Origin of the sequence: Acaryochloris thomasi RCC1774, assembly GCF_003231495.1 — a bacterium.
GTDB lineage: Bacteria > Cyanobacteriota > Cyanobacteriia > Thermosynechococcales > Thermosynechococcaceae > RCC1774.
The window spans coordinates 1-23,169 of the sequence record NZ_PQWO01000032.1; the positions used below are offsets into that span (position 1 = coordinate 1).

The window sequence follows — 23,169 nt, forward strand, 5'->3', positions numbered from 1 at the left end:
CCCAAAGATGATTTAGACTACCTGAAAATTGCCACCGGCATGGCTCAGGGATATTCCCATGCCGACCTGACGCGAGATGTGGAGATCAAGGTAGGGGGTCGCAAAGTCTTCGAGGTGGCCGGTGGTAAGGTTCTGCTCAATCAGCTTGGGCCAGAGCAGAATCGCAAGATATCTGTTGATATTCCTGGGATTACCTCAGATTCAACCCCCGCGCAACCCCAGGCCCAGCGCCCCGAGCAAAGACAACCGGATTTCCCCAGCCAGCCGATAGACGCCGCCGAACGTGCGCGAGCCGAACGGGTGAAAACAAACCCGAATCCCCCCGCTCGCCAGAATGTTGTCTCAGGTCCACCTGTCGCAGGACAACAGGTACCGCTCACTCAGCAGCAAGCGCCTTTGCAGACATTTGATGTGCCCCCCGCGCCAGTTCAGCAGTCGCCCCAGCCGGAGCAGCTTCAGCATTCAGCGCAGAGTGAGCCAAGTCTTTCCATTACGAAATCCGACATTGAGCAAGTTGCTGCTGGTGGCAACCCATCGCTTGCGGTGACGATGGCTCGATATCTGATTGTTCGACAGGAATTGAATGCTGACAAGACGAGAGTGAATCAACCCGGCTTTGAATATCTGCAGCCAAAGATAGACAAAGCCGAGCGTGTCCTTCCTGAAGTCCAGTCAAGGCTTGTGGAGGCGATGAAGGATGCAGGAATTGAGCCAAGGTTTGAGTCTCAGGGGCTTGATATTGGTGCATCTCAGCCGGAGCCAGCCCAAGACTTACCCCAGCCAGTGCAGGAAGTGTCTCAGCCGGAGCCAGCTAGCGCTCTCGACTATCTTCAGGAGTCGGATTCACAGCCAGCCCCCGCTCCGGCTGAGCCAGCCAACGAGATAGTCCAAAGCGTTTCTCTAGATGACCCTGAGCTAAGCGTGAATCTAGAGCCTGCCCCTGAGCCTGGGTCCAGAGCGGATGTTCTTGATGCGGCGCATTACCTTGCCAATCAGTTAGGGGATCGCGATGGCTCCGGCCAGAAGAGCTTCGAGGGTGCCCACTTCAAGATTGAATCCTATGGTGAAGAGCTGAAAGTCTGGGATGGCAATGGCGACAAGGTGATCGATATTGACCCTGTTACAAACACCGATACCTATCAACCTAGCCCTGAATTTGCAGATATCCTAACCACTTCAGCCAACGAGCTAGAGCAACATCAGTTCGGGCAAGAAGCTGAGCAGGAGCAGGAGATAGACGACGGCTTCGAGTTCGGTGATGACTGATTTTCTTGAAGTTCAACCGTCAGATCCAAGCCTCGTTAGATATGCCAAGAACAACCCGGCTCGTCTTGGGATGCTTTCGGCCTGTGTCCTGGCTGTCTTATTGCTGCAGGTCTTTGCCGGTCAGACCAAAAAGACCAAGCTAGCCAAGGGGCATCTTGCCAAGGGGCTGGAGAAGAAGAACGCCCTAAATCTGATGAAGCAACAGCAGGCGGCAAAGAAGCTGACCAAAACTGCATTCAACATCAGACAGCCAGGGCAAAAGGGATTTCTGGCAGTCCCTAATGCCCAGCCAGGGGTACTTGTGCTGGGTTCTCCGGGTGCGGGTAAGACGGCCTCGGTGATCAACCCGCTAGTGAGATCAGCGATTGACCAGGGCCACCGGATCATCATGTTTGACTGGAAGTATCCAGACCAAGCCTCTCAGCTCGTTCCCTATGCAGCGGCGAGAGGGTACAAGCGGATCAATGTGTTTGCCCCTGGCTTTGCTGAGAGCCAGCGTATCAACCCCCTGGACCTAATTGAGAGTCCAGAGGATATGATCGGTGCCCAGGAGCTAGCCCTCTCCATCCTGCAAAACGATAGCAAGGTTAATACCGATTCGACGACTCAATTTTTCTTGGATAGCGCCGCGAGTCTATTGGCTCCCATCTTTTGCGTCGTCAAAGGTTGCCAGTACCCCGATCTGCTGACGGTGTTGATGATTCTGCAATCTGAGAACCTCATCGAACGGCTCAAGTCAGCGAAGATCGGTCGTTATCAGCGCCTGATGCTGCAGCAAGCCATCGCAACCGCAGGCAGTCCAAAGCAGTTGGCGGGTTTGTTGACCTCGACCATCAAGCCTTTGACGAACTTCCTACTGGGCGACAACATGATCAACGCCGTTGTTGGAGCGTCAAGCTTTGATCCAATCCTGAGGCCCAAAGAGATGATCGTCTTTGGGATGGATCGCAATAATTCCGAAGCCTTGAAGCCGTTGATTGGTTCAACCCTTCGGATGACGATGAAAAATAATTTGTTGAATAAATGTGGTGTTCCTCTTATCGCTTCTCTAGACGAGCTATCAACCCTGGAACTGCCGATTACAGAATGGCTCAATACAAATCGTTCGGATGGTTTTGTGGGCCTGATCGGTTTGCAGAATCTAGAACAGTGTGACAAGGACCGCCGCCGCGAGTTGAAGACGGGTTGCCCGACCAAAATGCTCTTCAATCCCAATGATGACGAGACTGCAGAAATGTTCTCGAAGTGGCTTGGTAAGGAGCAAGTCGGCACAAAATCCAAAACAGAGGGCTGGAGTTCGGGTAAACGTAGCCGTAGCACTTCCGGTCGAGAGCAAGCCGTGGATATGTTGCAAGCAGCCGATATTCTGAAGCAGCCCGAGGGTGTTGCCTTGGTCCTCAACAGTGGGCATCGCAATGCAAAAGAAGCGTCGGTCCCCTTCCGGCATCGCTTCACTTATACCAGTAAAGACGAAGCGCAGGAAGCGAAACTGCAAGGGCTTTGGGAAGAAGCCTGTCTGCCTCGGCTCGTCGGACGTGCTCCAGCGATGACGGGCGAAGTCGATGCAATGATTAAGGCCAGACGCAACGAAGCCAAGAAACTTCTAGGAAACCCTGATAAAGGGACACACAGGGGTCCAAAGGGCGGCAATAAATAGCACCGGAACGCAGCTAGATACAGCTTTTATCTCCACTTGCAATAGATCGGTATAACCAAACCGACTTAAGCCCAGTGATTCATTTCGCTGGCAGTCATTGGCAGAACTCAAATCTGAATAAAGGGCAGACCTTTAACTAGCAATGCCCTCAGAGGAGAGGGAACCACTTTCTACGGAGTGGTTTGGAGGTTTGATTCCTTCAATTGCTCTAGGTGCTGTGCGGGTCTCCAATCCCCCACAGTTTCCAAAACGATGTCCTTCGGGATGTCAGATCTGACAATGAATTGGAGGAAAAATCATGTTTCAGTTGAGTGAGAAAGCTCTTGGTGAGACCTTTTGTGAACAAGCGGAGAACAAGGATCTGAGTACACTTCTGGCGTATCTGCGTTGGACCTTTTCAGGCCCCAATGTCGATATATTCAAGGAGTGGATTAGCCTCCCCAGTTTCTATAGGGACTGGTTTGATTTCGGAGACCGCAAAAATCTTCGTACTGTTTACAGAAGTCTTCTTCGGGCGAATTCTTGTTTGGCAGAAAGTTGTGAGTGGAGACTAAAGAAATTGTGTGGAAGTGCTGCTTGTTCTGAGACTGAGCTGACGGTTTATTACTCAGGTATTGCCGAGAGCAATATTGAGTGTGCCGGAGAGCGCAGTGATAGTCAGCCGATGGTATGGCTAGCTCAGCAATGTATCACTCTATGCGATCATTTGGTTCGCCAAACGTATCTGTTAAAGGAGACCAAGGCGGCGATTGAGGAGGCGGAGCTTTCTGATTGGCTCAAGGAGCAGTCGGAGACAGAGTGGGAGCCTGTGGCAAGTTCGTTTAACAACGTCTTGTCTCAAGAAGCCCATCCTTCTTTTGAGTCGTTGACGACTGAAAGTCAGGCGAGTGAGGAGTGTACCGATGAGGAGTGTAGCGACTGTCCTTTTGAGCCGGAGCGTCGGGCAGGTCTTGTAGACTGTCCTGGCGTTCCGTCACGTTGCTCATGTGACGAGACGGCGGTATCTGGTGCTGACCCATCAGAGACGCAGGCTCAGGAGAGTGTTCGCCCTGTTGAGAGTAGCGAAAAACCTGCGAAGGATCTAAATACTCTTTGCTCAGTTTTAGCTATTGCGTTCGGTCTAAGTGCTGGGTTCAACCTGGCTCTGATAGAGGATCGGGTTAATCCCCCGGAAGTAGAGGCGCACGAAAAGCAGGAGCTGGTGAGTTATGCGAATAGCTTGCTAGTCGATGGCAGAGCGGTTCGTCCGTGATGCTTGCACTTCCTAACTAGTACTGTCCGGCATGAATAGAGCCATTATTTAAGCCACGAGCGGTTTCCCCCTGTAAGTCCATTTGAAAGGCTTCGCCATCGTGTGGTTGAAGTACTCCACAAATTCTAGAATTCTTCGTTTGAGCTGCGCTTGACTTTTGAAGCTCGCACGCCGCAGTAGCTTTCGCACCAGAATGCTGAACCACAGTTCAATTTGGTTGAGCCACGAGCAATGCTTAGGGGTGAAATGGACTACCAGTCGATGAGACGGGTTGGTCAAGAACTCAGCTCGCGTGACCATCGATTTGAGAATTCCCCGCTTTCCTTTAGCCCCCAATTCAATCTGCTCTTCTTCTAATGCAGATGCTAGGCGTACCATCGCCTCTGATTGATGAGTATTGAGACAATCCATCACCAAATGGTACTTTTTCGCTGCATTGTTTTCCTCAAGGAGACCGCTGACATGAGCCTCCAAATCCTTCTCAGTTCGGGTGTTGTCCACCGTTGCCTTGGCGATTTGGCCACTGGCGACATTCAAGCTAGCAATTAACGCTTGAGTGCCATGACGAATATATTCAAATTCGCGCTTGACCGGTCGACCCGGCTTCATGGGTATGTCTGGCATGGTGCGCTCTAGCGCCTGAATCCCTGGCATTTCGTCGAGACTGAAGGTCATCTCTCCCTGCTCAGCCCGTCCTTGAGCGTGCTGGTAGACCTGACAGATATCGTCGACCTTGGCTTGGAACTGTGGGTCGGGGGGGATGCAACCAGTAGCGACTCTGGTGCGGCTTGAGGTCTGCTTCTTCCAGCAATCGACCCACATGGCGTTCACTGATACTCTCGACAATGCCTTGCTTGGTCATCTCAGTGGCTAATTCCCGAGCGCTCCAGTGACTAATAGGGAGACCATATTTCTCCGGTGGGTCACAGGCAAGAGCATACAACTGGGTTAGTTGCTCTAAGCTAAATTTGGCAGGACCACCGGGGCGGGGAGCATCTTTAAGACGCTCTTCTACTGATAAATCGCAATCTGATAACTCTAGCCAACGCCGACGCCATAAGCGACTTGTATCGAGACTAATGCTCAAGGCTCTGGAAATCTCGCCATAGCCTGCGCCGGAGGCGGACCGAAGGATGATCTTGGCGCGAAGGGCAATTTGTTGAGGCGTGCTTGACCGTCTCAGCAGCTTTTCTAGGGCTAGCCGGTCTGATTCACTCAACAATACTGCCGGGGCCGATAATCTAGGCATCGAAACACTACGCGCTCAACTCCTTCTTGAGGATAGGGCTATTCGTGCCGCTCAGTACTAGTCTCAATCACACCGTAGAAATAGCAATCGCTCTCAGGGTAAAACCTGGGGGCGTTTTTGTTTGAATACAGCTTTTTTCACGACTTGCAATAGATAGATATACACCAAACCGACGTAAGCCCAGCGATTCATTTTGCTGGCTGTCACAGGTTCCAACTAGCCGAATAAAGGGCGTTTCATTCATTTGCGATTGTCCTCGGTGGGAGGAGCCATTCTACGGAGTGGTTAGGGGTTCGATCCCTCCAATTGCTCTAGGCACTGCACGGGCCTCCAATCCCCTGCATTTGCCAAAGCGATGTCCTCCGGGATGTCAGTACTGACATTAACTAAATTGGAGAATCGAACGATGACTAACGCAACTAATAACGACGCGATCGCCAAGTTGACTCGCAACTCTTTAATCGAGGGCATGTGCAAACATGCTTCCCAGCATTCTGAAAAGCCAATCGCCAACGCGAAGGGTCTCAGGAACTGGGTCATCGCGACTTACTACGATGAGACCAATGCCGAAGTCGGTGGTCTTAACGGGTTCGCGCATGACTTGAACTATAAGGCTGTGAGTTTTCGGAAGCGTGAGCATTGCGAAAAGTTGTTTCGTCTATTGTCTGCCGATGCCTCCGGGTTGACGCAGCGAAAGGCGAAAGTTCAGTCAAAAGGCGGCGGTCGGTTGACGTGGGCAAAAGCCGTACGCGGCGTTGTCTATTTCATTGCGGACCATGCAGAAGCTGCAAAAGCGGCTGTAGATGATATCCCAGATTCCGAGCTTAAATTAACGAGCATGAAGTCTGTGAGGAGTCTACAGAGCGCCCTGCAATCCCGGATTGAAAGCCACAGTGATGATCCTGTCGTCACTTTGCGGGCTGAGATTTACCAGTTGGTAGGGGTCAATACCGAAGACGATCTGCGGCAGTGGTTGAAAGACCAGTTTGCTCCAGAGGAAGCTGAGGCTATTGATGCTTGGGACTTTAGCAAACATTCGGACCTGCTGACGGTTCAGCGGATTGCTTTAGGTATGCAACAACAGGAGGCGTAGCATGAGCAGCGAGACAGTCTACCTACCCGGAGACCCCGTTGCCGTGCTCCGTGGCCAAATAGAAAGGGTGGTCAAGCCCCAGGGTGAGACATTTGCAGAAGCGGTGAGGCGATGGCTAATAGCCGAGCATTACCCGCATTATGCAGAGAACTTTGATCCAGATAGCTATATGGATCTGGTGCAGGTGGAAACCTGTATCAAAGCGAAGTTCTACCCTCTCTATAACTAACCACACCGTAGAAACAATAAGCGCTCTCAGGGTTAAACCTGGGGGCGCTTTTTTTGCGCTCGACAGCTTTTTTGCCCACTTGCAATAGATAGACATACACCAAACCGACTTAAGCCCAGTGATTCATTTCATTGGCGGTCATGGGTTCCAACTAGCCGAATATAGGGCGTTTCATTCATTTGCGATTGTCCTCGGTGGGAGGAGCCATTCTACGGAGTGGTTAGGGGTTCGATCCCTCCAATTGCTCTAGGCATTGCACGGGCCTCCAATCCCCTGCATTTGCCACCGCGATGTCTCGCAAGAGATGTCAGTACTGACAAAAAACAAAATTGGAGAATCGAATCATGTTTGGATTTATACATCTAGTAGACGTTTTCTACACTCCTTTTGTGATCGTGGCGCTATCGGTTCTGTACAGGTCAATGAACGCCTGGGCAGAGTCGAATCAGGCTCAAGTTAAGTCAAAGGCAAACGCTGGAGCTAAGTCTTCGCCAACGGCTGTCCGACAGCCTGCCGCGAAAGCTGAGGTAACCCCTCCACGTAAGGTCGTTACACCACCTGCCGTGAAGCCCATTGCTAAGCCCGCAGCTCAACCCAAGGCAAGGACGCCGCGCCCCACATTGGAAGATGTTATGAGACAGGAGGCAGAGCGTCGTCTCGGGGAAGCGTCATAACTTCCTTGGCGATGTCGTTTTGTCTTCACTAGCCACACCGTAGATATATCAGCGCTCTCAGGGTCATACCTGGGAGCATTTTTTTTCGCTTCGACAGCTTTTTGCCCCACTTGCAATAGATAGATATCACAACCAACTTGTTTGGCGCATAAGCCCAGCAGATTAGTTTTTGTTGGCAGAGAGTCGGTGCGTAACCCGACTCATATTTTCAAGCCACTTAGAGCAATTGCTCAGCGATCGCTCCGAGTGGGGAGAGAAGGCCGTTGGTCTGCTAAGGCATAGCCTTCGATTGCTGGAAACACCCAAGTCAGTCGGAGGACGACCAATGGCAATTCCAGCGCACATCTGGAACAAGCACTTTCCTGAGAGTAATGCTGTGGTGCCCGAGCCGCAGTATGCGATCGGCGAGGAGGTTTACCTGAAACTTTGCCCAGAGAGGAGGTTTATCGTGATTCGGAACTACATAGCCTACGAACAACCGACGTCAGCCGGTGAGCGATGGCTAGAGTTATCGAGCTGCGATCGTCCTGCTTTCTGGAAAGAGAATCAGCTCCAGCGTGTGTAGACGATAGGAGCCTGTGGTTATTCCACGGGTTCCTATGACCACCGTAATAAATATTGGAGAATGAAATGAGTACTCAACTGATTACAGCTTTATCAACTGTCATTAACCAGCTAGAGAATGGTATCCGCTATCAAGTCTCTCGTGGGCTGCTGGATATGAAGAAAATGGACAGCACAAAGTACTGCCTAACCTCCCATTTGGTCAGTGCTCTAACTGACTTTAGCAATGTCACTCTTGAGCAGAAGCTATCGGATGGCCCCATTGGTCTAATTGCTGGGAACCTGTCATGGAAGACGGCAATGCAGTTTTGGGACGAATATCATCATCTATTGCAGCCAGGGATGGGCCTCTATGAGGTGTGGTCGTCTATTCAGTCTGCGGGCTTGACTCCTCAGGATCTAGAGGAGCTGGAGTTGCTAGGAAATCAACAGGTGAAGGAGCACTTGGGCGTACCTTCTGGGTATTACCTGGATAGCGATCGCTACGAGGTGGTGCTGAGGTACCTGACAGCATGGCGCGATCTTCTTTCAGAGAGTATTTCTCAGTCTCATGCGATCGATGGTGGCACTCAAAAGCAGCTAGCTGCTACGGCGTCTTGACTTGGTTGGAGTGAACCTGGATAAGGCGAATCGTATTATTGCTTATCGAAAAGGAGTATTCATTCGCCTTCAACAACGTCAGCGGAGTAATTCACATGCATATTTTATTCATCACAGAAGATAGGCAGCAGCTTGAACAATCGTTGTCTCTCGACGATAGATTCACCGATTTATTCGCCCGACACCCGCTGTCTGCTCAGGAAGTACGGTTGATTGTCAATGGACGCAAGTACAACACCTGTTGTACTTGCGTTGCGACTCCTGTGGAGGCAGCAGCTTTGCCTGAGTTGGCTGTTGCGAATCTGAGAATGAATGAGGCTGGGGAGACTGCGATCCCAACTTCCTTGGATCTAGGAGGGCTGATCTCATGAGGCACTTGGATTTGCTTGGGAGAGTGGGTAGTGGGAAATCTGTATGCATCAGTACCCAATTGCAAGACTCACGAAGCGACAACAGCGCACCACTGCCTTTCGGTGGTTCGGCTGCTGTTGAGGCTGCAGACCTGCCTCCGGTGGCTTTGGACGATCTGCGGGAAAAGGGGACGCTTGATGAGTGATTTCTTCGGCATAGCATCAAGGCGATTGTTGGGTCTCGTTGAGCAAATGGCTGATGAGTCCAGTGAATCTGCTGTGGCTATTCTAAGGTCGCCAGACTTGCGAGATCGCCTTGTTTCTTCTGACGATGGCGTGGTTTTGGAGACCCAGATTAGGCCGGATGGCATTCATCGGACTGTACTTGGTTCCGATAAGAATTTTTTCGCGAATATTGCCTCCGGTCCTGGTCGCAACACCTTCGATGGGATCGTGGCTGGTGCATTGAGGTTGGTAAGTGAGAGCGATGGAGAAGGAGTGCGACCATGCAGATAGTGGTACAGAAAATAGGTGACAGCAGCGTTTTGGTGACACCTGACGGCCAGCCAATCCCATACGTTGATTGTGACGATTGGACGCTTCATTTGATGCCCCAGATTTTGATAAACAGTCGGGTTTCCTCCGTCTCTCTGATTAGGGCGAATCTGAAGTTGAGGAATGATGGCGCAGGTCCATTAGGGTTGCCGCATTTTACCTTTCATAACGTCCTGCCCATCGACGTTCAGATCACTCAGCCCTTCCCTAACGAGAGCTTTTATGTCGCTGGGAGTGTTGATCGCAAGATGGGTTGGGAGTTTCCATTGCTAGAGAATCAGACCTGGGCCGAATTGTCTTTAACTTGGGAAGTTGATCAGAATCAGCCTTGGACGATCCATCACCGCATCAGATTCAATTTGGAGCATACACAGCAGGGTCATCTCTTCTCAATGGCGAGTGCCAACACTATGTTTGGCATCAATTCTCAAAATGCGAAGGCGATCGCGCACTTCGATGAATCATCACTGGGTCATACATTCGCGAAAAGCGATGATTCGTTTCACTGCAGATTTGATAAAAGTCACTTCCGTATTGATTTTGAGCAGACACTTGACCTCCAAAGCCATGCCTGGAGTGACGTGCCCCACCTTGAGTTGCTTGAGAATCAAACCCAGCTCCACAATATCGAGCCAGCTACAACGTTTTCGACCTATCGCAAAGAGCATCTTTCTTGTGCTTGTTTAGAGATCCCCTCTGACGTTTTGCTTGAAGCCGTAGAAGATGCGCGACAAGAGACTCATTCATTGTCAGCGGGTCAGTACCACACTTCAAAAGCAGTGCGAAAGATTTGCGACTGGTGGAACCAGAATGCCCCGGTCGAATCCTTTCGCCATGCGGGAGGCGTCGAGATTTGGTGTCGGGTCGAAGATGGTCCTGAATATTGGTCGGCTCAGGAGGAACGACCTGAAACAGATATCAAGTGCCTCTTAAAGCTAGACCCGAACACCTGTGCCCGTTTTGGCGATCACTTTTTGATTTACTTCCTAGAGAAGCCATCGGAGAATCGCATCGACGATAACGATACTCGCTATATCAACTATGTCGATGGAACAAGTTGCACGAATATCTGGGATGAAGTCGAATATAGCTACTTCTCTTGGCAGAGCTTGTCTGTACTTCCTACGATGTTTCCGGTTGCTTATGAGCAAGTGTTGGCTAAGGGATACAGCCTTACTTCGCCAGAGCGTTTAATTTCTCAGTACCAGAGTGGAGAGCGTCGTTTTCCGATCCTCGCGCTAAGAGGCGCTAACTTTTCTGGGATGGATTTACGAGGCATCGATTTATGGGAGAGCGATCTGCGGGGTGCCAATTTTAGTGGTGCGAACCTTGAAGGTGCATGTCTGGTGGGTTGTGATTTGCGAGGGGTAGATTTCTCGTATGCCAATCTATCGCGCACTGATCTTCGTAATGTGTGGATTAAAGCCACGAATCTCTATGGGGCCAATCTAGAGGGGGCAGATCCTTGGCCTCCAGGTGCTTAAGAACCATGTATTGAGATATTTGTGTCAACAACAAGTTTGGAGAATGTGAACGTATGCAATCAACTAATGCCAAAGCCTCTACGCCAGTTGACGAGATCCTTCTGCCAGCTCAGGCTGCGGCGTTCCTGGGTGTGACGGAGGAGCAGTTGCACAATGCTGTGTGCCAGGGTTATCTACCTGGGGCTTGCATTGATGGTCAGTGGCGGTTTAGCAAGCGCGGGCTGAGTAAGTTCTGCTGGCAAAGAAACAATCACAACGGTTCCGCGCCCTGGCTTGAGAACTCCTGTGGTCCCTACTGGTTGGGCGATTGGGCTGAACAAAAGGCAAAAGGTGTGATCGAGGCTTATGAGGCAGGGGAAAGATACTTCCCTGGACTCTCCATAAAAGGTGGACGTTTTGATGGTCAGGATCTTAGTGGTATTGATTTTTGGGAGTCCGGCTTGAAGGGTGCAAGCTTTTCTGGATGTATTCTCAAGCAGGCCATTTTTGTTGGTGCGGATCTTACCTCAGCCGTATTCAGGAATGCAGATCTATCCGATGCAAACCTTGAGGGAGCTGTGGTTGAGGATGCTGACTTCAGTGGAGCTATCCTGAATCGGACTAACTTTGCGGTCAGCTTGATGAGTGGAGCAAAGCTAGATGGAGTCAGTATCAGCATGGTCTCCTTCTGACGGTTCGACTCTTGTGAGCAACAGTATTCACCCCGGTTCATTTTCGTTCTTTGTGTCTGGAACTGAGTTTATTTGTGTAATGTAGTTGGAGCATGGCAGCTAGTGGAGTTAATCGACAGAAGCATTGCTGTGTCAGGGTCGAGTGAGATAAACCTTGAAGATGCTATATCCCTAATTAGTCTGGACAAAGAGCATATCCTCTCTGATGTAGGTAGGGGGAGGATAAAGGCAACTCGTGTGAATGGTGAATGGATGTTCGATCGTCAGGATTTATGTGTCTATCAGTACTACTACTATCCAGATTGTGATCAGTTAGAGCCATCAACTCTCTCTTTCCCGACGCCTTTGACCCCGGAGTCTGTATGGCGTGAGTACCAGCGAGGAGCGAGAGATTTCTCTTGCAGAGCAGTGAGCAACAATGCTGATTTTTCGTGTAAGTCATTGCCAGAAATTGACTTTAATTATTCAAAGCTTGCGGGTGTTAACTTTGAAGGCTCAGACCTGAGGCAAGCCAACTTTCGCGATGCCAATATGTTTAGGGTCAACATGAGAAATACAAAGCTGGCTGGGGCTAGCTTTGAGGGCGCTGAACTGCGAATCGTAGACTTCTCTGGTGCAGACCTAACCAATGTTAATTTCGGTGGTTCAAAAATCGGAAAGATTCAGCTCCAAGACGCAATCATTCGGAACACCCAGTTTTTCGAGGGAATTCTGTTGACAACAGTAAAGCCAGATTATCGGTAGATCGGTAGAGAGGAAATTCGATGATTCAAGTTCCATCAGTAGAGCGGCAGATACCTCGGTACTGGTCTTCCAGTAAGCCAAAGTACCCTCTCCATGTGAGAACGGTGACTATAACAGGGCACAGTGGTTTCATAACGGGCGTGGAGCAGTGTTTCTCAAGTGAGGGGATTGTATGGCGATACCAAATAACTTCCATTGAAGGCAGCGAAGTCATTGTTTGGGATGACAATGGAGAGAAGGTGATAGATATTGCCCCAGATTCCAATCGTGATATCTACCAGCCCTCTTCAGAATTGGTAGCTCATCTCACGTCATTTGCCGATGAGCTTGAGCAACAAGAATTTAAGCGGGAACAGGAATCAGAACAAAAGGTTGATGAGGGTTTTGGTATTGATGATGACTGAGAGGTTAACCCCCCAACCCCCAGCACACCCCCAGCATCAGCCGACACCAGAGGTGCGCCAGCCGCTGCAGCAGGTTTGGGTACTTCCCCAGTCGTTGGGTACGGACGCGATCGCCCCAGCCGAGCCAGCGATGGATGAAGCGGTGGGAGCCGGGAGCCAGCGGGAGTAGGTCGATTCCGATCAGCTCGTGGCCGTATCTACGGTAGTTCGTATGGTGGACATGCGCGTACTTATAGGTGCGTTTCCAGGGGCACAGAGCGCAGCGGTAGTTCCAGCGCTTGAGCGTTCGTTTTCTCAGTTCAACTGCCGTCATAGTCTCTGTGTATCTTCTTCTTGGTACCCTGTCAGCATGAGGCGAAAGATACCGCTAATGGATAAGGCGATCGCAAGTCTGTCGCTGCTGGGCGTTGTTCTGATTTTGGTTGCGGCATATCGTAATTTCTTGATCAATGGGACGCTTGCCACAATCGGCTTCCCGAGTCTGATGATGGTGGGCGTATTTTTCACCCTGCCAACAGTTGAGCTATATCGATACCGGCAGATAAAACCACTGGGTATGTCCTTTCGGGCTGTCATGGTTCTGATCGCAGATCGTTTGTTTTCCGGTGATCAGCAGTTCGCTTCGATCTACTGGGAGATAGCCGCCGTTGCGATCGCCCTGCTGTTTGTCTTTTATTTCCCTCGGTTGTGGGGAATGGTAGCTCGTAAAGTTTATTGAAATTCACTGATTAACCAGGACTTGTAGCGCTCAACTAAGGCCCGGATAAAGGCCCATTCTTCATCACTGGGATCTGAGAGAACGCCCAGGTTTTGCCAGCCCCTTTCATAGCAGCGCAACATATCAAAGGGTTCCAAGGACTTCAGCTTTTCCTTATCCGCTTGCCAGCTAATAGCTTCAAGGAAAGGGAGCTGTTCTGGAATATCGATTGCGTCCATTCGTTTGATCATTTCGTGCTTTTGCTCCATCTTGGCAAATTTCCTCGCATCAATACTCAAACCCTTCCTCTTGCTCCATTTCATACTCATGAGCCGCAAGCTCCTTCTCCAGCCAGGGACTTTCCTGCGCCCATTCATCCAGTGTCGAATAGCTCAAGTCGCTCAACTGATTACCCCGCGCCAGCCAGTCGTCGATCCCCAGCTTGCCCTGGTCATTCCCTGGCATCTCGGCCACCTCCACCTTGGCTCCCTGTTGCTCTAGCAGCCGACCGAACCGATGCATTGCGATGGCAACATTCCGTAGTGTCTTGGTCTTCTCCGGTGGATCTTTGTCGAAGCACAGCACCACCGTCCGGCTCTGCCAGTTGTATTGCTTGAGATGTCCATCGAGATACCGCTGCTCATTGTCATCTTTGCTGTAGCCCCCATTGACGCCATTGAGAGCAATCGCATCAATACCCCTGGTATAGATTGCAGCGCCCTTCTTGGCCCCTTCAGTAATCCAGACTTCCTTGGTTTCGTTCTTGATGTCATCGAGATCCTTGGCAAAGGCAAAGTGACTGCGGTGTGAGGGCAGGTTTTGTGACGCCTTTGGAATAGACTCGTACTTGCGTTCTTTCAGCTCTGGCTTGTAGTTTGCAGGCTTTTCCAGGTTCTGCACCTGACCATTTTTCAGGTAGATGGTGAAGCGATCCTTGTCCTTCTCCTCAGTGACGGGTGTATTAGGCTTGAGTTGCCCCCACGGTTCGCCATTGAACGGCCTGCCTTCACACCAGAGTCCGCCCGCTTCAAGATGCTCGTATCGAGCTAAGAACTTTTCTACCTGAGCTGTGGTGTATTGGGTGCCGTGGCCTGCGAATTGCCCCATCGCGTAGTTGAGTAAATGTTCCTTGGCCCCTGGCCCATCGAGAGACCAGAAATACTTCGCAGCCACTTGGGGATGGATTGATGAATCTTTGACCAGCTCCACCCACCGCTCTTTCTCGATGTAAGTGGGTCTCAGGTATTCCAGCGCTTGCAATCTCTGTGTTGTCCACACTCGTCCTGTCTTTTCTGTTGACTGCTGTGGAGCTTCGTTAGCTACTTGAGCTTCAGCCTCCAGCCTGTCCTTCTTCAGTACCGGCTTTTCAACTTGTGGCTGAGTCGGTGGCTGGGTGGGTTGCCTATCCTTCTTCAGTACTGGCTTCTCCACCACAGGTTTTGCCTTCTTCTGAGGTTTGGGTGTGACATCAATGCCCATATTCCGCATCTGCTCCGTTAATCTCTGCAGCTCCTCTCTCGACACCTCAGGATTGGACCTGAGTGTCTGAACGAGCAGAGCCAATCGCTGTACATCGGCCTGCTGCTCAATCCAGTTTTCAACGTGATCGCCTAGGCCCACAAAGACCTGCATGTGTTCGGCTATGGCATCCTGTTGCTGGGTCTCGTGAATCGCCTTAGCTAGCTCCTGCACCCCTTCAAGAGAAGGCTGCTGCCTCGTCATCTGCTCTAGGCTATGGCCCACATGGTTGAGCTTATCGGTGAGGCCCGACTCTAGCAGTGTCCCCACGTCGGCCTGCTGTTGAATTAGCTCAGCCAACTCAGCCATCTGTGGGTACTGCATCCACTGTTCCAACCTGCCGCTGACTTCAGTGATGACCTCAGCCACCTGCTCCATTGCTTGCTGTTTGGTGATGACCTCTGCCAACTGTTCGATGCCATGTTGTCCTCTGAGACGATCCATCACGCCCGAGAACTCAGCGGCCACCTCAGCAATGAGCTGTTGCTCCTGCCAGCCGTGTAATGCCTCCGCTAACTCCTGCACCTGTGGCCTGACGGTTGACGGTCCCGTGAACTCCCGAAGTAGCTCCATCACCTGAGCTTGATCGCCTGCAGCCATCGCCTCCACCATGCGCTGTTCGTTGGTCCACTGCCCCACAGCGTTAGTGATGTGATCTGCCACCCCTTTTGTGAGGCTCTGGTCAATCTGTAGCTGCAGAGCATCAAGCGTCTCTGAGATGAGGGGCAACGACTCAGCAAAGGTTTGTTCGATGTCACCTGAATGAATCACTTCAGCTAGTTCTTCTATACCCTCGAAAGTGATTCCTGATGGTCTTTGGTTCTCAACGACGCTAGCTAGCTCCTGCAGCTTTTCACCTAAGCCAGATTCAGCGATTACCTGCAGGTCCGCATTCGTCTGAATCGCATCGGCGAGTTCAACGAGATTGTGATTCTGGCTTAGGTGCTGCAAGCGTTCTCCAAGTGCGGCACCCACCTCCAGCATGACCGCTTCAGCTTGGTTGTGTGAGATCGCATCTGCGAGTGAATCAATGGAGCTTGAGAGATCAGGTTGATGAACCTTCTCTTGAGCCAGCTCCAGTGATTTGTCGATGGTCAGTCCTAACTTTTCTAGCGCCTGATTGATGCCCGGTAGCGTTTCCGCCAATACTTCCTGAGCATTAAAAGTATTGATGTCGTTGGCTAGTTCGTTGATGGAGCGTTTGAGGGCTGCATCTGATTGGTCTCTAGAGACGTTGGCAGGCTCGCCGTATCCGGTAGATCGATCGTCAGTGATGAGCGACCCGTTAGCCCGTGCCGCTTCAACTCTCCCACTAAGTCTTGCAACTGCTCCATCCAGTCTTGATTGGTGCCCAGCATCGAGACGTTGTTGAGCTGCGCGTCGTTGATTTGGGTCATCAAAGCGTCGAGCCTTCCGTAAAGCTGCTTGATGCTCTGGGCTAGGTCGTCGTTCTTCTTGCCCTTCAGCGCTTCGCTCAGTGCTTCGGTGAACTCCATCAGATGCCCGTTGAGAACCACTGGCATTGTATTCATCGACTGATTGACCAATTGATGCACCTTCTTGTGTCTGGCTTCGTTGTTCTCGTTGAGCTGTTGATTGTGCTGGATCAAGAGCCGATTCTGTTGCTCGACTGACATCAACCGTCCGTTGGCTGTCTCCAACTGCCTGCTTATGGTTTGGTTCTGCTTCTCGACTGCCGTCAGCCTCTCGCTCATGACTTGGTTCTGCTGCTTGATCTCGTTCACGAGTGTTAGTAGTTCTTCCATGATTGATGTCCTCTGGTTTTGTGGGTTGAACGGTTGAAGCCTTTTCTGCCGTAGTCCTTTCTATGCCCTGCTGTTCTTCACGCACAGGGATAGAGACCACGTTTTCTTGAACGATATGCAGCCTGGGATTTTGCAGGTCCACCCCCTGCGCTCTGTCGTGCCACTGCTGCTTTAATTTCTGGGGTTCTTCGAGTTCCTTGACGGGGCGGTTTTGCAGGCTAATGTGCTTTAGCTCTCGCCAGCCTGTAACGCCCTTGGCTTGGGCAATCGCTTCTATTTCCACGGTGCGCTGGGAGAAGGCCCGTAGCTGTTCTTTTGTATACCCAGTGATATCGAAGGTATCGTTTGGCTTCCAGACAATCCCGTAGCCAATCTGTTGTAGGTTGGCGGCGAGTTCATGTTGATACCGAACGCCTAAGTCACGTCGGCTATCTCGAAAGAAGCTTTCGTTCCGCAGTGCTCTCCATTTGCCATCACTGCAGTAGCTGGTGTTCATGATGATGGCGTGGGTATGGAGCTGCGGATCCATCTTGCGACTGGTGGCATGGGTGAAGGTGGCAATCGCTAACTTGCCGGTGATCTCCTTCTGGCGTTTACCTCCGGTGCGGATCTCAACGAGGGAGTGATTCAGTTCAATTTCCTTGAGGACCGCATCAACGGCTTCTCGATGAGCCTTAATCACTCGCGTGTCATTCCAGACCAGTGCTTGCAGGCTAACTGACTTGGGCGCAGAGAACGTGAGGTCGTAACCTCCCCTGGTTTTATTCCCGGCATTGCTGACGCCGCGTAGTCTGACGCCGTTGGGCGCTCTGCCGTGGATGAACCTTCGGAAGTCTTCTGCCTCCACTGCACCCTCAAGGCAAACCTGCGCGGCAAGGTTTCCATACCAGCGTGACCCACAGGCATTTTCTTCCTGCGCGTAGTAGGAATCTTCTTGTTCGTAGTAGGAGGCTGCTGCCTCTGGTCTGACGTTGTGGGCGGTGAGCATTGAGATGAACTTTGCGTCTATTCATCTATTGCAAGTGGCCGAAAAAGCTGTCGAAGCCCCAGTTTTTTCTAACGTGCTCTGGGGCGTAATCCTTATGCAGTCTTTGTCTTACCGCCTTCCTTTCTTTTTCCGTGTTTTGGGCGCGGGAGCGCCGTACTGTCTGAATCCTCCGGGAAATTAAGTTACGCGTAAGTACTTCTTCCGCTCCAGGCTGCCTCCCGAATAAGCGAGAGCATTACTCTTAGGGCTAGGGTTCCGGCCAGAGTTGACGAAAGGATACGGCTGACGAACTGTAGCCTGATCGCATAGGCCCCAGAACGTCCATGAGTTCAGCTTGGCGAAAGTCTTGGGTTGAGAGATGTGGCAAGGGAGCGGTAAGTCTGGGGCTGACGAATGGTGCTAACTCCCAGTAGCTCTCCTGTTGTCCTGTTCGCAAGTCTCAAGGTTAGGGCAAGGGGGCAAGACGGTTTGCGGATGTAGCCACCTCTAGAAAAGCTCTATCTCTCCGGTATGAAGTATCTGAGCGTAAGTCCTGGGGTGAGAGTTGTAGTGCTAGGGCGGGTTGGATTGGGGCGTCTGACTACTGCAGGCTCTCGTGAGTCTTGTGACACTGGCAAGAGAGTCTATCTGAAAGCGCTGAGGTTAAGGGTGTGCTTTGGAGCCGAATCAAGAGCTGTACAGCAGCTCCGTAGCCGCGATCTCCCTGTTTTGAACGGTCTGATTGTAGGTCTTGGGATTGGGGCTGTGGTAAGTGGTCTGTATCGAAAGACCTAAACAATTGCAATTTCACCCCGTAACGCCGACTTCTTCTCCTGAAACTTCTCTTTCGTGAGTCTTGGAGGTGCTGTTGCGATAAAGGACTCGTAACGATAGTGATGAAGTAATGTAAACAGCTTTGTAACCCATGAGGCGTAGTAGATAGGAAGCCTTTCAATGGCACCAGATTTCACCTTAATAACAGCTATTTTTGCGACTTGCAATAGATATATAACCGCGTAAATAGGAGTAGCTCGATGACAGAGTTAAGACCTCACACAACCCTCTTATTGTTAGAGCTTATATGGGAAGGAACCTACATACGACCATCCGCTCAACGTGATTGGGTAGAGCAGAACTTTGAACGTCTTCAACTGCTGCTTGAGAAGCAGGCTTACACCAAGGTCTGTGAACAATTTGCTGATGAGATTCAAATCAGTCCCGCAACGCTGTCCAAGCATTACAAAGCAACGAAGAAAAATAAACGCTGGCAGCGAGGAAAACCTCGTCGCCAGGATAGATAGCTCGGCACGCTCAACAGTACTTGTTCGCCTATATCTAGGCAAAGGGTCATATCGTTATCTGGAGTAATACCGTGACTGATTTCAAGAAAATACAAGACCTCCTAGAAGAACTGCATGACGAAGGGGATCATATCCCTGAGCGTTCATCGATTCATCATCAGTGGGTAGAGAAGCACTTCGCTCTCCTTCAAGACATGATTGAGAAGCAGAGACACCCGCTCAAAAAAATAACGGAAAAATTAAAGGCAGAGATCACTCTAAGCCCTCAAACACTGCAGAAACATTACCAAGCCGTTAAGAAGCTCAAGCTTGCGGAAGCCAGACGTGCAAAGAAAAATCAGACTACTGAAGCTGCCACCTCTGCTGCCGTTTGCGATCGCAGAGGTGGCAGCACTAAACAATCTCGGGCAAGGGTAAAACCTCCAGAGGTGGACTTGTCGAAGATCAGTCCACCGCCTCAATTAGTACATGCAGAAATTGTAGAGGATTAATCCAATGGCAAAAAACAAAAAGGTCAATAGTTCAGAGTTAGAGGCTGCACTCAAAGAGCGTTTTGGCGATCTTAGTGTTGAAGAACTAAGCAGCCAAACAACTGCTTTGTACACATGCTTGGGTCTTGAGCCTCAAGCTACAGAAATGACTACCGATCAGTATCACCTCGGCGTTCAAATACTGGACGCTTTCGTCAACGGTCACGCTCAAGATTATCAGCAAGCAAAGGAATGGGTTGAATCGCAGGGTAGCGGACAGCCTGAGTCACAACCGTCGCAGTCGGAAGAAATATCTCCGGTTCACCCATCAGGGGACTTACCGGCAGCGATCTCGGAGCAAGGGGGCAAGCTGTATAAAAAAGTGCCAGATACCTTTGCCCGACAGGATGAGCTTTTTGGAACTGCATTAGACCAAGCAGTCTTAGCAGATCTCAATGAACGGATACGTACGGGTGACCTGGAGGCTGATATTCAGGAAGCTATGGGAAAGCGCCAAAGAGAAGGTCGAGAAAGAGCACCCACCTTCATCGAGATGCTGGGGCTTCCCGCAGTTCCCTCGGCTCCGAAATTGCCCGAATCGTCAGCGGAATAATTGACGATCAGATACAGGGGCAGCTTAGAGAAAATTCCCAGATCCAGGCCCAGCGGCAAAAACATATTTCTCAGCAAAAGAAGCAACTGCGGTTGTTTCGGGACTGGATGTACAGATCGCTGCAATTTGTCGTCGTCGTGGGGATCTGCGTCACCTTCGGGATTGTGCTGGGCTTCAACCTGCCGAAGGATTTTTTGTGTCCTTCGGAAGAAGACGGCTACTGCCTGCAAGTCAATCTATTGGATAAATTTACGAAAGATGAGCAATAAACCTGACCCTTGGAATCCAAAAGACGATTCCCGAAAGGGAACGCAACTGGACGAAATCTTTTGCTTGTATGTCGAGGCGTATACGGCAGCTTTTAGCGAATCAATCATTGCCAAGATTGATGAATCCATCCGCGACGGCGAATTGGATGCAGCAGTGGAGGCCAGGATCAAAGCGGAGCTGGAAAGGCGTTATGAAGCATCAGAGGCCGAGATCGAAGTACCAGCGTCAGCGCTTGAAGCTGACGACTGGGACGAGGAGCTAGACGAGATCCCTCGACATCCGCTCCAATCTGTCTGGGCCAAAACCTTTGTAGTCATGGTCGGTACTGCGCTCGTTTTTTCCTTTTTGATGCTCTGGTACAACTCAGCACGCTCAACCCGAGAGCATACTTGCGATCGCGAATGTCTTCGAGAGCAGGCGGCGATACGGGAGATATTGAGGGAGCAGAATGGTGACTGAAAAGTAGAGCCAAGATAAACAGAGCCAGCCCTTCGGTTTATATCGAAGGGCTGGCTCTGTTGGGTTAAGTTGATTTGTGCTAGGCCGCTACAGCAACCGGCTGCAGTGCTGCAGCTTCCACTGCTGCGATGATTTCCTTCGCCGCCTTCTGAATGCGAGAGCCGGATTCCTTGAGCTGTGCGATCGCATCGTCGGTTCCGCTCATCCAGTCGCTAACGTAGGCAAAACTATAGTCACCGGAATCGAGGTCCAGGGCATTGAGGACCACGAAGGCGACTGATTCAGCCTCTAGCTCTAGAACAGACCGCTCGTTATGCATCCGGTAGTCTTGGGCAGAATGCATCAACGCATGACCTAGCTCGTGGGCCATTGTTTTCGCTTGGTGCAACGGCGATAGCAGGGGGTTAATGGTGATTTCAATGCCTCCTGGTGCAAAGTAGCACTGACCGTTAGGACCAGTAGAGTTAAACTGAGTCTTGAAGACCTTGCTATGAGCAAAGTCTCGGAGGGCGTTAAACAGTCCCTGATCGTCTCCTTGTATTGGGTTGCAGATATCGGGTAACTCTTCCCCATCTGTTTGGGAGATATCGAAGACCGTTGCCGTCTTAAATCCTGAGATGATCCGCTTTGAGTCGCCGCTCTCTTGGTCTTCAATCTTTCGGGTTACTGGAGCAAATATGGTGATGCCCTTCTCTCCCTTGCGGACCTGTCGGCCCATCTTCTGCCAGACGCGATAGCCTGCCACTCTAGACGCTTCAGGCATTTGCTCACGGATCATGACGATATTTCGGAACGAGTACTGATTAAAGCGGCTCTGGAAGGATAGATACTCCTGCCAGTCGCCGGACGTTGCTAGGGCTGCAATACCGGCTTCGAGCTTGGCGAGGGCTTCGGTCTGCTTTTGCTCGGCGGCCGCTTTGTTGGCTTTGAATTTTGTCATGGTATTTCTCCTTTTTCCCTGTAGCGGTTGGGTTTACGGAAGTGCGGCGGTGGGGGCGCTTGGCCCCCTTGCGTTAGTCCTGAAGGAATCGAGCGAACTCTAGTGACTCGTTCGCATAATCTGGGTCAATCTCTAGGCAGTTCTCGAAGTAAGTCGAGACTGCATCGCCTTGAGAGCTGCCAGTCCCTACTGGGAAGCGCTCGGCGTCGTCGGCTGTGTCGTAAGCAATCCAGGTTCTAGGAATTGGGACGGTTTCGGTCTGAATCATATGTATTTCTCCTGTAGTCCCTTCGTGGCGTTGGGGGGCAGTAGTGGGTTGAGGGGGCGCGGTGCCCCCCTAGTCTTTAAGCTTTCAAGTCAGTACCGTAGAGTCTTGTGATCGAGTAGAACTGGCGACTTAGCTCTTGAAAGCGGTTTGCAAGGTCGTCTTGCTCATCCCGTCCGCCATCAGCGATATCGAGATAGTTGTTCATGGCTGAGGCAAGGTCGCTAAGGTCGGCAACAAAAGCCTTGGTATCGGCCTCAATCTCCATCGCCTGAAGCATCGCAACAGGATAGGACTGCTCAGGATGAAAGTTGACGATTGGCGTTAGAGTAGTAGTCATAAGTTATTCCTTGTTGGGTTTAACTGCATCGGCATCGCTTACTTCTTGGTCGGAGGGGCGATGCCTTTGCTTTGTTTGTATATGAATATTATAAACTATCAGTTTATAGTTTGTCAATCATAAGCTTATGGTTTATGATAAGTTCACAGCTTAGAGTTTATAACTAAGGAGTAGAGATGAAGCTAATTGGGATGAAGGTAAGAAAAGTAATTGATGTTGAAGTTCCTGGGTTGGGACTCCAAATCAAAGAGGCTAGGGAAAGAGACCCGCGTTCTCTGGCTAGTATCTGTCGAGAGATTGATATGACACCTATGAATTGGTACAAGATTGAGGCAGAGGGCACTAAGGCTTTGCCTGAAGAAACGTTGCGAGATATTGAGAAGGTGCTTGGTGTCGATCTTGGGGTCAGCTTTGAAGTGGCTGCTGCTTAGTCATCCTTTCGCTTCGGGAATTGAAAGAGTCTAGTTTTGAACATCATTTGTATAGATTGAGGAATCAAGGGATATGACGGCAGCAACACCAGACCGACTGGATCGCATAGAGGCGATGATTGAAAGCCTTGCGAATACGTCAGCGAACCTACTGCAGGCCACCAGTAACCAGGATGCCCGGATGACTCGGATTGAGCAGGCTCACGAATCTAGGCTTGAGAAGATTGAAACCTCTCTCCTGGGGCTGACTGAGATTGCTGGGATAATGGCGAAGGAGACTCGGCAGCTCAAGCGAACAATGGACTATTTGCTCAGTCATGATGGCGAAAGGAGCTAATAC

At 50.8% G+C, this 23,169-nt stretch carries 32 protein-coding genes; 24 read left to right on the top strand and 8 right to left on the bottom strand.

Annotated elements, in window-relative coordinates; translation table 11 throughout:
• From C1752_RS28675 to C1752_RS25275, 3 genes are all read left to right on the top strand, one after another.
• Positions 1–1,266, top strand: a 1,266-nt coding sequence (locus C1752_RS28675; RefSeq protein ID WP_158535211.1) for a chromosomal replication initiator protein DnaA, incomplete at its 5' end; no start/stop codon positions are given.
• Positions 1,259–2,923: a type IV secretory system conjugative DNA transfer family protein gene (locus C1752_RS25270; protein ID WP_110988824.1), complete on the top strand. Its 1,665-nt coding sequence runs from the start codon at positions 1,259–1,261 to the stop codon at positions 2,921–2,923. The genes C1752_RS28675 and C1752_RS25270, both read left to right, overlap by 8 nt.
• Before the next feature lie 298 nt (positions 2,924–3,221).
• Complete coding sequence (locus tag C1752_RS25275) at positions 3,222–4,175, top strand: hypothetical protein (RefSeq protein WP_110988825.1); 954 nt, start codon at positions 3,222–3,224, stop codon at positions 4,173–4,175.
• Positions 4,176–4,223: 48 nt separating this feature from the next.
• On the opposite strand, the gene C1752_RS25280 is transcribed toward C1752_RS25275, so the two are convergent.
• From C1752_RS25280 to C1752_RS28680, 3 genes are all read right to left on the bottom strand, one after another.
• Positions 4,224–4,850, bottom strand: coding sequence for a transposase (locus C1752_RS25280; RefSeq protein ID WP_110988826.1), 627 nt, complete (start codon positions 4,848–4,850; stop codon positions 4,224–4,226).
• Between the two features lie 10 nt (positions 4,851–4,860).
• Positions 4,861–5,424, bottom strand: coding sequence for a helix-turn-helix domain-containing protein (locus C1752_RS25285; RefSeq protein ID WP_110988827.1), 564 nt, complete (start codon positions 5,422–5,424; stop codon positions 4,861–4,863).
• A gap of 67 nt (positions 5,425–5,491) precedes the next feature.
• Complete coding sequence (locus tag C1752_RS28680) at positions 5,492–5,668, bottom strand: hypothetical protein (protein WP_158535212.1); 177 nt, start codon at positions 5,666–5,668, stop codon at positions 5,492–5,494.
• A 162-nt stretch (positions 5,669–5,830) separates the two neighbouring features.
• Between C1752_RS28680 and C1752_RS25290 the strand changes: the two genes are divergently transcribed.
• The 14 genes from C1752_RS25290 to C1752_RS25355 all read left to right on the top strand — a co-directional run bounded on the left by C1752_RS25290 (position 5,831) and on the right by C1752_RS25355 (position 13,510).
• The gene (locus tag C1752_RS25290) at positions 5,831–6,517 is read left to right on the top strand and encodes a hypothetical protein (RefSeq protein WP_110988828.1); all 687 of its coding nucleotides are present in this window, start codon (positions 5,831–5,833) and stop codon (positions 6,515–6,517) included.
• 1 nt (position 6,518) lies between these two features.
• Positions 6,519–6,746, top strand: coding sequence for a hypothetical protein (locus C1752_RS25295; RefSeq protein ID WP_110988829.1), 228 nt, complete (start codon positions 6,519–6,521; stop codon positions 6,744–6,746).
• A 344-nt stretch (positions 6,747–7,090) separates the two neighbouring features.
• Entirely contained in the window at positions 7,091–7,420 is a 330-nt protein-coding gene (locus tag C1752_RS25300; protein WP_110988830.1) for a hypothetical protein, read from the top strand.
• Between the two features lie 325 nt (positions 7,421–7,745).
• Positions 7,746–7,985, top strand: coding sequence for a hypothetical protein (locus C1752_RS25305; RefSeq protein WP_110988831.1), 240 nt, complete (start codon positions 7,746–7,748; stop codon positions 7,983–7,985).
• Between the two features lie 65 nt (positions 7,986–8,050).
• Positions 8,051–8,584: a hypothetical protein gene (locus C1752_RS25310; protein ID WP_110988832.1), complete on the top strand. Its 534-nt coding sequence runs from the start codon at positions 8,051–8,053 to the stop codon at positions 8,582–8,584.
• 95 nt (positions 8,585–8,679) lie between these two features.
• Positions 8,680–8,955, top strand: coding sequence for a hypothetical protein (locus C1752_RS25315; protein ID WP_110988833.1), 276 nt, complete (start codon positions 8,680–8,682; stop codon positions 8,953–8,955).
• 59 nt (positions 8,956–9,014) lie between these two features.
• The gene (locus C1752_RS29785; protein WP_274704542.1) at positions 9,015–9,140 is read left to right on the top strand and encodes a hypothetical protein; all 126 of its coding nucleotides are present in this window, start codon (positions 9,015–9,017) and stop codon (positions 9,138–9,140) included.
• Positions 9,133–9,450, top strand: coding sequence for a hypothetical protein (locus C1752_RS25325; protein ID WP_110988835.1), 318 nt, complete (start codon positions 9,133–9,135; stop codon positions 9,448–9,450). Before C1752_RS29785 ends, C1752_RS25325 begins: the two co-directional genes overlap by 8 nt.
• The gene (locus C1752_RS25330) at positions 9,441–10,973 is read left to right on the top strand and encodes a pentapeptide repeat-containing protein (protein ID WP_110988836.1); all 1,533 of its coding nucleotides are present in this window, start codon (positions 9,441–9,443) and stop codon (positions 10,971–10,973) included. Before C1752_RS25325 ends, C1752_RS25330 begins: the two co-directional genes overlap by 10 nt.
• 53 nt (positions 10,974–11,026) lie before the next feature.
• Positions 11,027–11,644, top strand: a complete 618-nt coding sequence (locus C1752_RS25335; RefSeq protein ID WP_110988837.1) for a pentapeptide repeat-containing protein — start codon at positions 11,027–11,029, stop codon at positions 11,642–11,644.
• 237 nt (positions 11,645–11,881) lie between these two features.
• A complete protein-coding gene (locus C1752_RS25340; protein ID WP_146242431.1) occupies positions 11,882–12,388 on the top strand; it encodes a pentapeptide repeat-containing protein in 507 nt (168 codons plus the stop codon).
• Between the two features lie 20 nt (positions 12,389–12,408).
• Positions 12,409–12,792, top strand: coding sequence for a hypothetical protein (locus tag C1752_RS25345; protein WP_146242432.1), 384 nt, complete (start codon positions 12,409–12,411; stop codon positions 12,790–12,792).
• Entirely contained in the window at positions 12,785–12,961 is a 177-nt protein-coding gene (locus C1752_RS28685; RefSeq protein WP_158535213.1) for a hypothetical protein, read from the top strand. The genes C1752_RS25345 and C1752_RS28685 overlap by 8 nt, the downstream gene beginning before the upstream one ends.
• A 180-nt stretch (positions 12,962–13,141) precedes the next feature.
• On the top strand, positions 13,142–13,510 hold the full coding sequence (locus C1752_RS25355) for a hypothetical protein (RefSeq protein WP_146242433.1): 369 nt from the start codon (positions 13,142–13,144) through the stop codon (positions 13,508–13,510).
• Here C1752_RS25355 and C1752_RS25360 read toward each other — a convergent pair.
• Positions 13,504–13,740 (bottom strand): hypothetical protein, encoded by a 237-nt coding sequence (locus C1752_RS25360; protein ID WP_233501886.1) that lies wholly within the window; start codon positions 13,738–13,740, stop codon positions 13,504–13,506. The genes C1752_RS25355 and C1752_RS25360 overlap by 7 nt on opposite strands.
• 37 nt (positions 13,741–13,777) lie before the next feature.
• Positions 13,778–17,761, bottom strand: coding sequence for a MobF family relaxase (mobF, locus tag C1752_RS25365; RefSeq protein WP_110988843.1), 3,984 nt, complete (start codon positions 17,759–17,761; stop codon positions 13,778–13,780).
• Between the two features lie 1,013 nt (positions 17,762–18,774).
• On the opposite strand from mobF, the gene C1752_RS25370 reads away from it, so the two are divergent.
• From C1752_RS25370 to C1752_RS25385, 5 genes are all read left to right on the top strand, one after another.
• Positions 18,775–19,041, top strand: coding sequence for a hypothetical protein (locus tag C1752_RS25370; protein WP_110988844.1), 267 nt, complete (start codon positions 18,775–18,777; stop codon positions 19,039–19,041).
• A 71-nt stretch (positions 19,042–19,112) separates the two neighbouring features.
• Positions 19,113–19,532 (top strand): hypothetical protein, encoded by a 420-nt coding sequence (locus C1752_RS25375; protein WP_110988845.1) that lies wholly within the window; start codon positions 19,113–19,115, stop codon positions 19,530–19,532.
• Between the two features lie 4 nt (positions 19,533–19,536).
• A complete protein-coding gene (locus C1752_RS25380) occupies positions 19,537–20,124 on the top strand; it encodes a hypothetical protein (protein ID WP_110988846.1) in 588 nt (195 codons plus the stop codon).
• Positions 20,125–20,231: 107 nt separating this feature from the next.
• A complete protein-coding gene (locus C1752_RS28690) occupies positions 20,232–20,393 on the top strand; it encodes a hypothetical protein (protein WP_158535214.1) in 162 nt (53 codons plus the stop codon).
• Entirely contained in the window at positions 20,383–20,853 is a 471-nt protein-coding gene (locus C1752_RS25385) for a hypothetical protein (protein WP_110988847.1), read from the top strand. Before C1752_RS28690 ends, C1752_RS25385 begins: the two co-directional genes overlap by 11 nt.
• 79 nt (positions 20,854–20,932) lie before the next feature.
• On the opposite strand, the gene C1752_RS25390 is transcribed toward C1752_RS25385, so the two are convergent.
• The 3 genes from C1752_RS25390 to C1752_RS25400 all read right to left on the bottom strand — a co-directional run bounded on the left by C1752_RS25390 (position 20,933) and on the right by C1752_RS25400 (position 22,398).
• A complete protein-coding gene (locus tag C1752_RS25390) occupies positions 20,933–21,793 on the bottom strand; it encodes an ArdC-like ssDNA-binding domain-containing protein (protein WP_110988848.1) in 861 nt (286 codons plus the stop codon).
• A 73-nt stretch (positions 21,794–21,866) separates the two neighbouring features.
• A complete protein-coding gene (locus C1752_RS25395; RefSeq protein WP_110988849.1) occupies positions 21,867–22,061 on the bottom strand; it encodes a hypothetical protein in 195 nt (64 codons plus the stop codon).
• A gap of 76 nt (positions 22,062–22,137) precedes the next feature.
• Positions 22,138–22,398 (bottom strand): hypothetical protein, encoded by a 261-nt coding sequence (locus tag C1752_RS25400; protein WP_110988850.1) that lies wholly within the window; start codon positions 22,396–22,398, stop codon positions 22,138–22,140.
• A 191-nt stretch (positions 22,399–22,589) separates the two neighbouring features.
• Between C1752_RS25400 and C1752_RS29540 the strand changes: the two genes are divergently transcribed.
• Together C1752_RS29540 and C1752_RS25410 are read left to right on the top strand one after the other, a co-directional pair.
• The gene (locus tag C1752_RS29540; protein ID WP_110988878.1) at positions 22,590–22,829 is read left to right on the top strand and encodes a helix-turn-helix domain-containing protein; all 240 of its coding nucleotides are present in this window, start codon (positions 22,590–22,592) and stop codon (positions 22,827–22,829) included.
• 73 nt (positions 22,830–22,902) lie between these two features.
• Entirely contained in the window at positions 22,903–23,166 is a 264-nt protein-coding gene (locus C1752_RS25410) for a hypothetical protein (RefSeq protein WP_110988851.1), read from the top strand.
• Positions 23,167–23,169 lie beyond the last annotated feature (3 nt).

Excerpts from the sequence above, each read along its gene's own strand:
- C1752_RS25300 (WP_110988830.1), top strand. The coding sequence starts at position 7,091 with ATGTTTGGATTTATACATCTAGTAGACGTTTTCTACACTCCTTTTGTG.
- C1752_RS25290 (WP_110988828.1), top strand. The coding sequence starts at position 5,831 with ATGACTAACGCAACTAATAACGACGCGATCGCCAAGTTGACTCGCAAC.
- C1752_RS25395 (WP_110988849.1), bottom strand. The coding sequence starts at position 22,061 with ATGATTCAGACCGAAACCGTCCCAATTCCTAGAACCTGGATTGCTTAC.
- C1752_RS25335 (WP_110988837.1), top strand. The coding sequence starts at position 11,027 with ATGCAATCAACTAATGCCAAAGCCTCTACGCCAGTTGACGAGATCCTT.
- C1752_RS25285 (WP_110988827.1), bottom strand. The coding sequence starts at position 5,424 with ATGCCTAGATTATCGGCCCCGGCAGTATTGTTGAGTGAATCAGACCGG.
- C1752_RS28680 (WP_158535212.1), bottom strand. The coding sequence starts at position 5,668 with ATGAATGAAACGCCCTTTATTCGGCTAGTTGGAACCTGTGACAGCCAG.
- C1752_RS25280 (WP_110988826.1), bottom strand. The coding sequence starts at position 4,850 with ATGACCTTCAGTCTCGACGAAATGCCAGGGATTCAGGCGCTAGAGCGC.
- C1752_RS25360 (WP_233501886.1), bottom strand. The coding sequence starts at position 13,740 with ATGATCAAACGAATGGACGCAATCGATATTCCAGAACAGCTCCCTTTC.
- C1752_RS25330 (WP_110988836.1), top strand. The coding sequence starts at position 9,441 with ATGCAGATAGTGGTACAGAAAATAGGTGACAGCAGCGTTTTGGTGACA.
- C1752_RS25325 (WP_110988835.1), top strand. The coding sequence starts at position 9,133 with ATGAGTGATTTCTTCGGCATAGCATCAAGGCGATTGTTGGGTCTCGTT.
- C1752_RS25270 (WP_110988824.1), top strand. The coding sequence starts at position 1,259 with ATGACTGATTTTCTTGAAGTTCAACCGTCAGATCCAAGCCTCGTTAGA.
- C1752_RS25295 (WP_110988829.1), top strand. The coding sequence starts at position 6,519 with ATGAGCAGCGAGACAGTCTACCTACCCGGAGACCCCGTTGCCGTGCTC.
- C1752_RS28690 (WP_158535214.1), top strand. The coding sequence starts at position 20,232 with ATGTACAGATCGCTGCAATTTGTCGTCGTCGTGGGGATCTGCGTCACC.
- C1752_RS25310 (WP_110988832.1), top strand. The coding sequence starts at position 8,051 with ATGAGTACTCAACTGATTACAGCTTTATCAACTGTCATTAACCAGCTA.
- C1752_RS25370 (WP_110988844.1), top strand. The coding sequence starts at position 18,775 with ATGACAGAGTTAAGACCTCACACAACCCTCTTATTGTTAGAGCTTATA.
- C1752_RS25345 (WP_146242432.1), top strand. The coding sequence starts at position 12,409 with ATGATTCAAGTTCCATCAGTAGAGCGGCAGATACCTCGGTACTGGTCT.
- C1752_RS29540 (WP_110988878.1), top strand. The coding sequence starts at position 22,590 with ATGAAGGTAAGAAAAGTAATTGATGTTGAAGTTCCTGGGTTGGGACTC.
- C1752_RS25380 (WP_110988846.1), top strand. The coding sequence starts at position 19,537 with ATGGCAAAAAACAAAAAGGTCAATAGTTCAGAGTTAGAGGCTGCACTC.
- C1752_RS25390 (WP_110988848.1), bottom strand. The coding sequence starts at position 21,793 with ATGACAAAATTCAAAGCCAACAAAGCGGCCGCCGAGCAAAAGCAGACC.
- C1752_RS25400 (WP_110988850.1), bottom strand. The coding sequence starts at position 22,398 with ATGACTACTACTCTAACGCCAATCGTCAACTTTCATCCTGAGCAGTCC.
- C1752_RS25305 (WP_110988831.1), top strand. The coding sequence starts at position 7,746 with ATGGCAATTCCAGCGCACATCTGGAACAAGCACTTTCCTGAGAGTAAT.
- C1752_RS25385 (WP_110988847.1), top strand. The coding sequence starts at position 20,383 with ATGAGCAATAAACCTGACCCTTGGAATCCAAAAGACGATTCCCGAAAG.
- C1752_RS28685 (WP_158535213.1), top strand. The coding sequence starts at position 12,785 with ATGACTGAGAGGTTAACCCCCCAACCCCCAGCACACCCCCAGCATCAG.
- C1752_RS25315 (WP_110988833.1), top strand. The coding sequence starts at position 8,680 with ATGCATATTTTATTCATCACAGAAGATAGGCAGCAGCTTGAACAATCG.
- mobF (WP_110988843.1), bottom strand. The coding sequence starts at position 17,761 with ATGCTCACCGCCCACAACGTCAGACCAGAGGCAGCAGCCTCCTACTAC.
- C1752_RS25410 (WP_110988851.1), top strand. The coding sequence starts at position 22,903 with ATGACGGCAGCAACACCAGACCGACTGGATCGCATAGAGGCGATGATT.
- C1752_RS25355 (WP_146242433.1), top strand. The coding sequence starts at position 13,142 with ATGAGGCGAAAGATACCGCTAATGGATAAGGCGATCGCAAGTCTGTCG.
- C1752_RS25275 (WP_110988825.1), top strand. The coding sequence starts at position 3,222 with ATGTTTCAGTTGAGTGAGAAAGCTCTTGGTGAGACCTTTTGTGAACAA.